This window comes from Pedobacter metabolipauper (genome assembly GCF_004362715.1).
GTDB lineage: Bacteria > Bacteroidota > Bacteroidia > Sphingobacteriales > Sphingobacteriaceae > Pedobacter > Pedobacter metabolipauper.
The window spans coordinates 40,574-53,451 of the sequence record NZ_SNYC01000005.1 but is presented as its reverse complement, the minus strand read 5'-3'; the positions used below and the strand labels follow the sequence as shown (position 1 = coordinate 53,451).

Sequence of the window (12,878 nt, the reverse complement as noted above, 5' to 3'; positions counted from 1 at the left end):
ACATGATGAAAATAAAATTTAGCCTTTTACTACCAGCTCTTTTACTTGCCGCTACTGCTTTTTCGCAACAAACAAACCCGAGACCGGGACTTATAGAAACACCTTATAAGGAATTGCCATTAGGTGCAATAAAACCTCAGGGCTGGCTTCTGGAAATGTTGGTGCGACAAAAGAATGGATCTACAGGCCAGCTCGATAAATTGTACCCTGCGGTAATGAACGAACGGAACGGATGGCTCGGCGGTGATGGTGACCAATGGGAGCGTGGACCATACTGGGTTGATGGACTGTTGCCATTGGCTTACCTGTTAAAAGACAAGGAACTGATTGCAAAAGTAAAGCCCTGGGTAGAATGGTCTATTAAAAGCCAGACCGCTGACGGATATTTTGGCCCCTCAAAAGACTATCCTGGTGAAAGAGGTATTCAAAGGGACAACAGCAGGGATTGGTGGCCTAAAATGGTGATGCTAAAGATCCTGAAGCAATATTATTCAGCTACAAGCGATAAAAGGGTGATCACATTGATGACTAATTATTTCAAATACCAATTGAAAGAATTGCCGTCGAAGCCTTTAGACAACTGGACCTATTGGGCTAAGTACCGGGCAGGGGATAACCTGATGGTGGTTTACTGGCTTTACAACATCACCGGGGATCAATTTTTACTGGAACTGGGCGACTTAATTTACAAGCAGAGTTTTGACTTTTCCAATGCCTTTTTAAATACAGATATGCTCAGCAAAATGGGCAGTATTCATACTGTAAATCTGGCACAGGGAATGAAAGCCCCATTTATTTATTATCAGCATCATCCCGAACAAAACTATCTTGATGCGATGAAAAAGGGCTTCCAGGATCTTAGAAAGTATAATGGCATGGCTCATGGATTATACGGAGGAGATGAAGCCTTACATGGTAACAATCCAACACAAGGATCTGAACTTTGTACTGCTGTAGAAATGATGTTCACACTGGAATCAGGATTAGAGATCACAGGCGATGTCAACTATGCAGATCAGCTGGAGAAAATTGCTTTTAATGCACTGCCCACGCAGATTTCTGATGACTTTCAAACCCATCAATACTTTCAACAGGCCAACCAGGTGATGCTGACCAGGCAGATGCATAATTTCGGAGACAATCACGGCGGTACAGATGTTTGTTATGGATTACTCACCGGCTATCCTTGTTGTGCATCGAACATGCACCAGGGCTGGCCAAAGTTTGCGCAAAATCTATTTTATACCACAGCCGATAAGGGAATAGCAGCACTCGTATATTCACCAAGTGAAGTAACCACCAAAGTTGCCGGCGGAATAGAGGTTACCATTTTAGAGGAGACCAATTATCCCTTCGAAGAAAGCATCAGATTCACATTGAAAACAAAAAAATCAGTTGAATTTCCTATGCACCTGCGCATACCAGAGTGGTGCAAAAAAGGGGTAATAAAAGTAAATGGAGAGACCATTCTCGAATCAAAAGGCAACCAGATCGTTAAAGTTAACCGGTTATGGAAGTCTGGCGATGTGATTGAACTTCAGTTGCCCATGCACATTTTCAAAAGTAAATGGTATGAGAATTCTATGTCTGTAGAACGCGGGCCAATTACCTACGCTTTAAAAATAGGAGAGGACGTGAAAGTTGTAGAGAACACCAAAGATCCGCTTGAATATGGTACATCTTATACCGAGGTCCGCCCAACTACACCATGGAATTATGGATTGTTTGACATGAGCGAGGACAAACTAAAGGATAATTTTAAAATAGAAATTACCGGTAAGAACACCAATTATCCATGGAACCTCGAAAATGCACCCATACAGATTAAGACAAAGGCAAAGCGAATTCCTTCCTGGAACCTGTACAATGAAATGGCCGGACCAATTCCATATAGCCACATCTATGGTCTGGAAAGTGAAAGAGAAGAGGAAGAAGTTACCTTAGTGCCTTACGGCTGTACTACGCTTCGGATCTCTCAATTTCCTTTAGTAGGAAGAAAATAACGCATAATTATGCCATACGAAATTTTTATAGATAAGCATTCAAAGGTTGCTAAGCATCAACAGATGGCCAGGTCAATCATGATTGATATAGAAGCGGGAATTCTGCCAGTCAATTCTTGTTTGCCATCGATCAGGGAATTCAGCAAAAATCATAAGATTGCTAAGGAGACGGTTGAAAATGGCTATAATTTGCTGCGTAGTCAGGGGTATATAGTCAGTGTAGCGGGAAAAGGGTTTTATGTAGTCAGGGGAGCCCTGAAGGAAATCAGGGTTTTAATGATCTTGAACGAGCTTAATGATTATAAAAAGGAGGTGTACGAATCATTTGTTCATGGTTTGGGTCAAAATTCGAAAGTAGACATTCAGATCTTTCATAACAGTATCGAGATATTTAAGGATATCATTGAAGCAAACAGAGACCTATACCACTACTTTGTAGTGATGCCACAAGGCTTAAAAGGCAATCAAAGTTCGGCTTATGTCCACTTGTTGAATACAGTTACCGCTTCTAAGCTAGTTGTTCTGGACGAACAGGTCCAATTGGAAAGGGAGGTAATCAATGTTTATCAGGATTTTGAACACGATATCTTTGATGCACTGATGAACGGAAAAGATGCATTCGATAAATATGATGCCGTCAATCTCATTTTAGCTGAACAAAGTAACCAATCCATAGAAATTGTGTCCGGGATCAGGGCTTTCTGTCATAGCCAGAATAAAGAATTTATACTAACAGAAGATATAAGCGATGTTGTAATGAAAGAGGGAACCGCTTATATTGTGCTTACAGACGATGAACTTGGAATAGCAGTCAAAAAGATCAAAACATCAAAACTGATCATGGGACACGATATTGGGCTGCTGTCTTTTAATGAAACAGCCTGGAAGGAACTTTTAGGAATCACGGTGGTAAGCACAGACTTCGCAGCCATGGGAAGGACAGCGGCTGAGTTGCTCCTGAAAAAAGACAGGAGCACCGTTAAAAATAAGTTTATTTTTTATAGCCGTCAATCATTGTAGTATGATAAGTTTGATCTATTTCTGATTCAAGTTCGAAGAGTGGATCAAATAATGGGGCAGCCAATTTTTCTACCCTCCGGCCTGAAATACCATGATACAACAGTCAGCACTAATAACAGCACGGGTCCAAAAAATGATATGGCATCATCACCAATAGCAAAGTGAGAAAAGATCGCACCAGTCATCGTAAAGAAAAAGCCTGCATAGGCCCATTCTTTCAGCAATGGAAACCTGGGGATTAACACCGCTACAACGCCCAGAATTTTCCAAGCACCCAGCAGGGTTAGAAAATAGAGCGGATAACCCAGGCTTTTCATCATGTCGGCTTCGTCTTTCAACTTTAACAATTGCACAATTCCAGTTGAGGTCATGCCCAGCGCGAGCCAGATGGTGGCAATCCAATAGATAATTTTGATAGTCTTTGTGGTCATGGTTGGTTATTTTAGTTTGGTTACAATTTCTTGCAGTCGGTTATGTGCCCAGTTTATGCCCTGGGCAAAAGGCAGCTGCAGCAGCTGATCTCTCAGCGCAGCCGATTTATATACCACATGCATGGTAAGTTTGCTGGTATCCGAACTTAGTCTTTCAAATTCGAGATATTCCAGCCATACTGGAAATGGGGTGTTCTCCATTTCAAATGTCCGCGTGATCTTTTCATTCAGAATAAAATCATGGATCACCCCATTAAAACCATGTTTGTTTCCAGTGGGATCGGTTGTTTCAAATTGATAACTGCCGTATTTTTTACTTTCAAGCAGCAGCACTTTCGTTCCCATCCATTGTTCCACAATTTCGGGCTCTACATAGGCTTTAAACAGCAATTCCAGAGGCAGGTCAAATTCCCTGGTAATCACCAGGTCTTGTTTACCATCTTCAGCATTGATCTTGGTCTTGTTTTCCATAGGTTTTCTATTGGTCAGGTTTGTAATTTTTCATAATGGCTTCCAGTTTATTGAATCTGTCGTCCCACATCTGACGGAAGGGTTCAATAAATTCAGCTACCGCTTTCATTTTTTTAGCGTTGATATAGTAATGGATCTCCCTGCCATTTTGCTCCTGCTTCAGCAATTCACATTCGGTAAGGATCTGCAGATGCTTGGAAACAGTTGGTCTGGCCGTGTCAAAGTTGGCGGCAATGGCACCAGCAGTCATTGATTGCGAAGCAACCAGCAGGAGTATCGCCCTCCTGGTGGGATCTGCTATGGCCTGAAATACATCTCTTCTTAAATTCATTATGTAGCTATTTGACTACAAGTATACGTGTAGTTATTTAACTACGCAAATAATTCTTAATTTTATCTACTCTATGAAGGAAAGCCAATCGTCTTGTTCAGGATAAGCAGATCTATGCTGCTGCCTGGAAATTATGAAATAAAAGCATTTAAGAGAACCAATTGAGTGATGGGCGACCACGTGTAAAGGCAACCAGCATGTGCAAGCTCTCTGTCTCTGGTGTACATCTAAACTTTTAGAAGTAAATTACAGCATAAATAGTAAGTTAAAAATGAGAATGAATCAAATTATTGGTCTTAAAGGGCTTAGCCTTTTGTTACTGCTTTTGTTGCAGTTGCCTGTTGTTGCACAAGAAGGTAAACCTGAAACCAACAGGTTTACGAAGGTTGTACTGGCTCAAAAGCTGGAAGAACCGATGCAGTTCCAGATTATGGATGGCGGAAAGGTGTTGTATGCAGAACGGAAGGGTAAGCTAAAACTTTATGACCCGGCAACCAATAAGATGGAAGTCATAGCCGATTTACAGGTAAGCCGGGAATACCTGAAAAAAAGCGGTGAAAGCAGCGAAGGGGAAGATGGACTTCAGGGAGTGATCCTCGATCCTGACTATGCCATCAACCACTGGATATACATCTTCTATTCACCTAAAAATGAATCGGTCAACCGGCTGTCGCGCTTTACCTGGAAAGGTGGAAGGCTGAACCTGTCAACTGAAAAAAAAGTCCTCGATGTGATCGTGCAGCGCGAAGAATGCTGTCATGTCGGTGGCGGTATGGTATTCGATAAAGACAAGAACTTGCTGTTAAGCACGGGAGACAATACTTACTCCAAATCCTCAGATGGCTTCACACCAATAGATGAACGCCCGGGAGCAGCCCCCAGGGATGCACAGAAATCATCAGGTAATACCAACGACCTGCGGGGTAAGATCCTGAGGATCCATCCCGAAGCGGATGGCACCTATACCATACCCGCGGGCAATCTTTTCCCTGAAGGAACACCGAACACAAGACCAGAGATCTATACCATGGGCAACAGAAATCCGTGGCGGCTAACGGTTGACAGTAAAACGAACTGGCTTTACTGGGGAGAAGTAGGTCCTGATGGTTCAAATGGATCGGAAAGTAGAGGTCCAAGGTCCTATGATGAGTTTAACATGGCTAAAAAGGCAGGTAATTATGGCTGGCCATATTTTGTAGGGGATAACCAGGCCTATCGGAACTATGATTTTGCTACAAAAAAATCAGGTGAGCTGTATGATCCGCTTAAACCATTGAACAAATCACCGAACAATACAGGGCAGCAAATGCTGCCGCCGGCAATAGGCGCAATGATCTGGTATCCATATGTGATCAGCCCGGAATTTCCTGAAATGGGGAGCGGCGGAAGAAGTGCAGTTGGCGGTCCGGTCTTTCACAAGTCTGATTTTAAAAATGGGGCCAGGGTTTTTCCTGCCTACTATGAAGGCAAATGGCTGATCACCGATTGGGTACGGGGCTGGATCCTGTCTGTAACACTCGATGAATTGGGTAATTATAAATCAATGGAGCGTTTTCTCCCTGATCTCAAACTATACGGGGCCATAGACATGAAATTCGGCCCGGATGGCAGCCTGTATGTATTGGAATATGGAAATGGTTATTTCAAAGACAATCCCGAGGCTGAACTGATCCGCATAGAATTCAATGGCGGCAACCGGAAACCAGCGGTACAGGTAGCAGCCAGTAAAACTGCCGGAGCCTTACCCTTGAAAGTGAACCTATCCTCCGCAGGTACTGCAGATGCCGATGGAGATTCATTAAAATATGATTGGAAGATCAGCAGGGCAGGCGTAGTACGCTACAGGAGCCAGTTAGCCAATCCAGAACTCTTGCTCAATACACCAGGTATCTATAAAGCCGTGCTTACCGTAACGGATCCTGGCGGAGCAAAAAATAGTAAAACAGTAGAGATTGCAGCAGGAAATGCGGTTCCGGTTGTGAAGTTTGATTTTATCAGTGGAAATTCCAGCTTTTATTTCCCAGGCAAGACCATCAGATATGCGGTAAGTGTAACCGATAAAGAGGATGGAAGTCTGGCCAGCAAGCGGATCCTTTCTCCACAGGTCGCCGTATCCATAAATTACCTTTCAGAAGGATATGACATGACCGTGATCGCCCAACAGCAAAAAACATTTGATGTCAGCGCACAATTTGCGTCTGCAAAGGGTCTGATTAAGAAAAGCGACTGCAATGCTTGTCATGCGCTGGATACCAAATCACTCGGGCCATCCTTCAAACAGGTAGCCTTAAAATACCAGGGCAGCAAAACTGCGGAAGCAGTATTGGCTAAAAAAGTGATCAGCGGAGGCTCGGGAGTGTGGGGTGATGCCATGATGCCTGCGCATTCTTCCATGTCGCAAACTGAAGTCAATTCTATCATTAAGTATATCCTGAGCCTCAGTAAAAAGAACCCTGTAGGGAAAAACCTTCCGGTTAAGGGAACGTATACAACAAATGTAAAACAAGGACAAACCAATAAAGGTACCTTCATCTTCCGCGCAGCATATAAAGACCGGGGAACAAAATTCGCCCCGGCGCAATTTGGAGAACATATTGTGGTGCTGAAAAACCCGAATATCCCGGTAAATAATACCGATGGTTCCAATCAAATGAACTTTAACAAAGATAGGACCGTTGCCAGTGCTAAAATAGCTGGAGCTTTTCTTCAGCTAAAGGAAATTGACCTGACAGAATTGAAAGGGATGGAGTTTGTGATGGCAGGAAATAGCACCAGTGCCATAGAGGTCCATCTGGATTCGCCAGCAGGACCAATAATCGGAAAGACTACAAACGGTTCTTCTATTGCCGGCTTGAAGGAAACAAAAGGCAAGCATAACCTTTGGCTGGTCTTTACAGAAAAAGACCAAAAAATATCATTCATCAACATGCTGGGCATATAATAATATTAAAATTATGAAAATACAGGACCGCAGAAGCTTTATCAGGGATATGAGCTTAATCACTGCAGCAACAAGTATGAGCACTATATTACCATTAGATGTATTGGCAATGGAAAAAAAAGACTTCTTCCGAATCTCCCTCGCACAGTATTCTTTCCACAAGGCATTATTTGCTGGAAAGATGACCAATTTGGAATTTCCGCTAAAAGCCAAAAAGGACTTTGGAATTGATATCGTAGAATATGTAAGTCGTTTTTTCAACAACAAAGAAACCGATCAGGCCTATCTCAGGGAATTGCTGACCATAACCAAAAATGAAGGGATACAGAACCACCTGATCATGGTAGATCATGAAGGTGATTTAGGTAACCTGGATGAAAAGGAGCGGATCAAAGCGGTGGAGAACCATTATAAATGGGTAGATGCAGCAAAAACACTGGGCTGCCTTACGTTAAGGGTTAATGCTTTAGGGAAAGGCCCGGAAAGTGATGTGAAAACGGCAGTGATTGACGGACTCGGCCGGCTAACAGAATACGGGAAGAAGAATAAGATCAACATCGTTGTAGAAAACCATGGCAGTTACTCGTCCAATGGTAAATGGTTATCTGATGTGATGAAAGGTGTAAACAGTCCGTATTGCGGTACCCTGCCAGATTTTGGAAATTTTAAGATCAGCGATACTCAGCAATATGACATTTATCAGGGTGTAAAAGAACTGATGCCTTTTGCTAAAGGCATCAGCGCAAAGACCTTCAGGTTTGATGAGCAGGGCAATGAGCCGGATATCGACTATACACGTATGTTCAAGATCATTCATGACGCAAAATTCAGGGGGATAGTAGGAATTGAATGGGAGGGAAATGGTTTTTCGGAAGAAGAAGGCATTAGAAAGACCAGGGCTTTGCTTGAGAAAATTCTGGAACAGTACAAAAAATAAAATGGAAAGCCTGAAATATGCCGCTTCTTAAATTCATTGCGTAATTATTTAGCTACGTAAACATATATAATAATAAATTACAACAATGATATAATTGGGTTTGCTAAAAATGTATATCTTAGTTCATCCAAATATGCCTAGCTATCAACTGTACTCAGACGATGAATTGTTTGCGTTACTCTGTAACGGTGACCACGGTGCCTATACTGAAATATATAACAGGTATAGCGGGCTGTTGTATATTCATGCTTACCGTCGTTTAAAGGACAGGGACGAAGCAAGAGACCTCATTCATGAATTGTTTACCACCTTGTGGGTTAAGCGGGACCAGATGACCATAAAAACTGCGCTTTCTTCTTATTTGTATAAGGCAGTTAGAAACCGCATAATCGATCTGGTGATGCGTAAAAAACGCGAAATCATGTATGCAAATTCTTTAGATGAAGATTGGGAATCCGCTACAGGTAATACAGACCATGCAGTGAGACAAAGTGACCTCCACAGGCTGATCAATAAAGAGATAGAAGCCCTGCCCGAAAAGATGAAAATTGTTTTTAACCTCAGCAGGAAAGGCTACCTCAGCCACAAGGAAATTTCTGATAAACTAGAGATCTCTGAGCTAACCGTCAGAAAACAGATCAATAACGCATTAAAAATATTAAAACCTAAACTATCCAGGTTTTTAATGCTGATATTTTAACTATTCTTCTACTCTATACGTTCGTGTTAATCGTCTTGATGATGATTGACAATAACCAACGATATGAAATTTGTATACTTTTCTCTTTTTTTTATTTGCTGCACAGCATTTGTTTTCGCACAACACGGATCTTTAAGTACAAGATCATCCAGCCAATCTGTATTTCTGAGTGCGGATCATATCTCCAAAACAAATTACTCCTGGAAATTTAAGAAAGTAAGTGAAATACAAGTGAGCCCGGAAAAGTTATCATCTGCCGGATATACTGCAGCAGACTGGATGCCCGCTGTTGTGCCAGGAACTGTTTTAAATAGCCTGGTCGCCAATAAGGTCTACCCAGATCCGTATTTCGGCGATAACAATAGAAAGGAGCGGGGAATCATACCGGATCTGAATGATGCAGGTGTAGAATTTTACCATTATTGGTTTAGAACAGAATTTGATATCCCGGCCAACTTTCGCGATAAGAAAATATGGTTGAAATTTAACGGCATCAATTATAGGTCTGAAATATGGCTCAATGGTAAAAATATTGGCACCATGGCTGGCATGTTCAATTCCCGGCAGTTTGATATTACAGAATTGGCAAACCGTAAGGGCAAGAACATCCTGGCCGTTAAAGTAAAACCTGTAGATATACCAGGCTCAAGCAACCGCTCTAAAAACGTGAGGGCAGGTGCAGTTGGTGAAAATGCCAACGGTGGTGATGGAGAGATGGGTAAAAATGTGAGCATGCTGATGTCTGTTGGCTGGGACTTTACCGCTCCCGATGGCATCCGCGATAGAAACACCGGTATCTGGAGAGAGGTAGAACTTTTTGCCAGCGGCCCGGTTTTAATCGAGCATGTTTTTGTAATGTCCAAGCTCCCCTTGCCAGACACCACCTCTGCCGAAGAAACAATAAAGTTGGATCTGGTTAACAGCACCAACAGGCAGCAAAGAGGGGTTTTGTCTGTTCAGGTTAAAGATGCTGGAATCAGTTTTAGCAAAGCAGTTACCTTAAAGGCCGGTGAAAGAAGATCAATTACACTAACGCCAAACGAGTTTAAACAGCTTCGCATCAGGGTACCGAAACTTTGGTGGCCCCTTAATAAAGGCAACCAGCACCTCTATCGCCTGGATTTGAAATTTACTGCAGATGGCGCGTCGAGTGCGGGTACAGTAGCTTCCACGCGCTTTGGTATCCGCGAAATCAGCACAGATCAACAAACCCCTGACCGATCAAGAAGGTTCCTCGTAAACGGGCATCCGGTTTTCATCCGCGGATCCAACTGGGTGCCGGAAGCGATGCTAAGGAATTCAGTGAGCCGTACTTACGCAGAATTGAGATACACCCGGCAGGCAGGTATTAATTTTTTAAGGTTGTGGGGTGGGGGCATCGCAGAGTCTGATTATTTTTACCAGTTGTGTGATGAATTCGGAATATTGGTTTGGAGTGAATTCTGGATAACTGGAGATACCCGTTTCCCTACAGATACTGCATTGTACTTTGCAAACCTGGAAAGTACGGTGAAAAGGATCAGAAACCATGCTTCCTCTGCGTATTATGTATCAGCAAATGAATCAACAGAAATAAAGGGGGCAGCCGAACTCATTCACAGGCTGGATCCCACAAAAGGGTATCAACCACAATCCGAATGCTGCGGAATTCATGATGGTAGTCCATATAAATATGAAAATCCAATGCAGTATTTCGAAAATACCGCATCTAAGAGAGGAAGCAGGGTCGATGGTTTTAATCCAGAATATGGGGCACCAATACTGCCCATACTATCTTCATTAAAGGAACTGATGCCGGAGAAGGATCTTTGGCCCGCTAATAATGCCGTATGGAGCTATCTGGATGGAGGTGGTTTTCATCAAATGACAACCAAATACAGAGAAGCCGTGGAGCAATTTGGAAAGCCCGGATCGCTTGACGATTATGCTAAAAAGGCACAGTTTGTTGGGGCTATGAACTTCAGGGCGATCTGGGAAGTATGGAATTATAATAAATTTGGCTATGGGGACAGGTTTGCCTCCGGCCTTTTATTTTGGTACCACAACAGCCCTGTTCCACAAACTTCAGCAAGGTTTTACGACTGGTTTTTAGAACCCACTGCAGGCTTGTATTACACTCAAAACGGCCTGGCCCCGCTGCATCCGCAATTCGATTACTTCAAAAATACCGTTTCAGTATATAACGATTACAGACGTGCCTTTAAAGGATATAAACTGAAGGCGACCGTGTATAACATGGATAGTAAGGAAATGCTAACCATGGACAGTACCATCAACATCCCCGCTGACGGACTGAATAAGGATGTATTTAAAATAACCTTTCCAAAAAATATCACACAGGTACATTTCATCAAGCTGGTGCTTACAGATAATTCAGGCAAGTTCGTTGCTGATGCATTCTATTGGCGCTCAAATGACGAATACAAAGGGGCATGGACCATGACAGGTCCTGCAGTATCCGGATTCCAGGAAATCAACCAGTTAAATAAAACAACCCTTAATACACAGGCCAGTCAAACCAGGTCAGCAGAAAAAATAACCATCAAAGCCAATGTGAAAAATACCGGCACTTCCCTGTCGTTCTTTACCCAGCTCAGGCTGGCAGACCAGGATGGGAAAAGTATTAAGCCTGCATTTTACAGCGATAACTTTTTTAATCTGCTGCCGGGCGAACAGAAAATGGTACAAATCGAGATTCCTGCAGATCTGATCCAAAACAAGGTGATCAGGTTGTTTACCGGAGGATTTAATGGTGCAGATCAGGAGGTGATCCTGCAAAAATAAAATAATTGAATATTTATCTACTCTATCGGCGGCAGTTGCTCGTCTTTCTATCGTAAGCGAATTCATATCGTCAGGTAATTATGGAAAAAAGGGAATTACAGGAATTATTGGAAAGGTACGAACGGGGTGAATGCACAGAAAAGGAGCAGGCGTATATAGAGCGCTGGTACCTTAACTGGAAACCAGGTGCTTTTGATCTTTCGGAGAAGGAATTTCTGGAAGATCTGTCGCTGATCAGGTCAGCACTGCCCGGGCGGCCTCAGTCTGGTAAATTATTTATTCGCATCTGTACCGCCGCCATATTGGTTTTAGCGATGGGAATTTCGTTTTATTTCATAAAAAAAAACTCATCAGAAGGGAATGCCATTGAGCTTGCGGCTGCCAAGATCGTACCTGGAAGAAATCAGGCAACGCTTACACTCTCAGATGGAACCACTGTGCTGCTGGATACAGCCACAAAGATGGGTACCATCAACCAGCATGGGGTAAAGGTCAGCAAAACTGCCGATGGTAAACTGGTCTATGTCAATACGGCAACCGGTAAATCCGTAGATGCCTACAATACCATAAAGACCCCCAATGGCGGTCGGTATGATATCGCACTGCCAGACGGAACATTGGTAACCCTAAACGCCGCCTCTAAAATTAAATTTCCCATTATCTTTTCCGAAACCGAACGCAGGGTTGAATTGGAGGGTGAAGCCTATTTTGAAGTGGCCAAAGATGCAAAAAAACCATTTCGCGTAGTCTCTGGCAAGCAGACCGTACAGGTATTGGGAACACGTTTTAACGTCAATAGTTATGAAGATGAGCCACAGATCCGTACAACGCTGTTAGAGGGGAGCATACTGTTAAAAGGCGCCACGCAAGTATTGCTGAAACCTGGAGAGCAGGCCATTACAGGACATCGCGCAGAGAACTTTCGCGTAGCAAATGTTGACGTACAGACCGAAGTGGCCTGGAAAAATAACCTGTTCTTTTTTGAAAATGAACCCATTGAGAATTGCATGAGACAAGTGGCCAGATGGTACAACGTAGAAATTGTATATGAAGATAATGTAAGTGATAAAAAAGTATGGGGCTCAATGACCAGGTTTAGTGAAATCTCTAAAGTACTGGAAATACTGGAGCTAACCGGCGATATACACTTTAAAGTAGCAGGAAGGAGGATCATTGTGATGAAATAGTGCTACTTCAAAATAAAAATAATACCAGAGGTGCTCGAAACACCCCCGGTATTTACATCAGTTTACCAAACGA

10 protein-coding genes are annotated in these 12,878 nt (G+C 42.9%); 7 read left to right on the top strand and 3 right to left on the bottom strand.

What is annotated here, in order from left to right:
- The first annotated feature begins 2 nt into the window (after positions 1 to 2).
- Positions 3 to 2,003 carry a beta-L-arabinofuranosidase domain-containing protein gene (locus tag ATK78_RS12660; RefSeq protein ID WP_243732517.1) on the top strand — a complete coding sequence of 667 codons (2,001 nt, stop codon included), beginning with the start codon at positions 3 to 5 and terminating at the stop codon, positions 2,001 to 2,003.
- A gap of 9 nt (positions 2,004 to 2,012) precedes the next feature.
- A complete protein-coding gene (locus ATK78_RS12655; RefSeq protein WP_133576500.1) occupies positions 2,013 to 3,023 on the top strand; it encodes a type 1 periplasmic-binding domain-containing protein in 1,011 nt (336 codons plus the stop codon).
- Between the two features lie 44 nt (positions 3,024 to 3,067).
- On the opposite strand, the gene ATK78_RS12650 is transcribed toward ATK78_RS12655, so the two are convergent.
- Genes ATK78_RS12650 through ATK78_RS12640 form a run of 3 tightly spaced genes read right to left on the bottom strand, consistent with a single transcriptional unit; the run spans position 3,068 to position 4,256 of the window.
- The gene (locus tag ATK78_RS12650) at positions 3,068 to 3,454 is read right to left on the bottom strand and encodes a DoxX family protein (RefSeq protein WP_133576499.1); all 387 of its coding nucleotides are present in this window, start codon (positions 3,452 to 3,454) and stop codon (positions 3,068 to 3,070) included.
- Between the two features lie 6 nt (positions 3,455 to 3,460).
- Positions 3,461 to 3,925: an SRPBCC domain-containing protein gene (locus ATK78_RS12645; protein ID WP_133576498.1), complete on the bottom strand. Its 465-nt coding sequence runs from the start codon at positions 3,923 to 3,925 to the stop codon at positions 3,461 to 3,463.
- Positions 3,926 to 3,932: 7 nt separating this feature from the next.
- On the bottom strand, positions 3,933 to 4,256 hold the full coding sequence (locus ATK78_RS12640) for an ArsR/SmtB family transcription factor (protein ID WP_133576497.1): 324 nt from the start codon (positions 4,254 to 4,256) through the stop codon (positions 3,933 to 3,935).
- A gap of 277 nt (positions 4,257 to 4,533) precedes the next feature.
- Between ATK78_RS12640 and ATK78_RS12635 the strand changes: the two genes are divergently transcribed.
- The 5 genes from ATK78_RS12635 (at position 4,534) to ATK78_RS12615 (ending at position 12,805) form a co-directional block, all read left to right on the top strand.
- Positions 4,534 to 7,197: a PQQ-dependent sugar dehydrogenase gene (locus tag ATK78_RS12635; protein WP_166664873.1), complete on the top strand. Its 2,664-nt coding sequence runs from the start codon at positions 4,534 to 4,536 to the stop codon at positions 7,195 to 7,197.
- 13 nt (positions 7,198 to 7,210) lie between these two features.
- On the top strand, positions 7,211 to 8,134 hold the full coding sequence (locus ATK78_RS12630) for a sugar phosphate isomerase/epimerase family protein (protein WP_133576495.1): 924 nt from the start codon (positions 7,211 to 7,213) through the stop codon (positions 8,132 to 8,134).
- A gap of 133 nt (positions 8,135 to 8,267) precedes the next feature.
- Positions 8,268 to 8,834, top strand: a complete 567-nt coding sequence (locus tag ATK78_RS12625) for an RNA polymerase sigma factor (RefSeq protein ID WP_133576494.1) — start codon at positions 8,268 to 8,270, stop codon at positions 8,832 to 8,834.
- A 63-nt stretch (positions 8,835 to 8,897) separates the two neighbouring features.
- Entirely contained in the window at positions 8,898 to 11,618 is a 2,721-nt protein-coding gene (locus tag ATK78_RS12620) for a glycosyl hydrolase 2 galactose-binding domain-containing protein (RefSeq protein ID WP_133576493.1), read from the top strand.
- A gap of 80 nt (positions 11,619 to 11,698) precedes the next feature.
- Positions 11,699 to 12,805, top strand: coding sequence for a FecR family protein (locus tag ATK78_RS12615; RefSeq protein ID WP_133576492.1), 1,107 nt, complete (start codon positions 11,699 to 11,701; stop codon positions 12,803 to 12,805).
- Positions 12,806 to 12,878 lie beyond the last annotated feature (73 nt).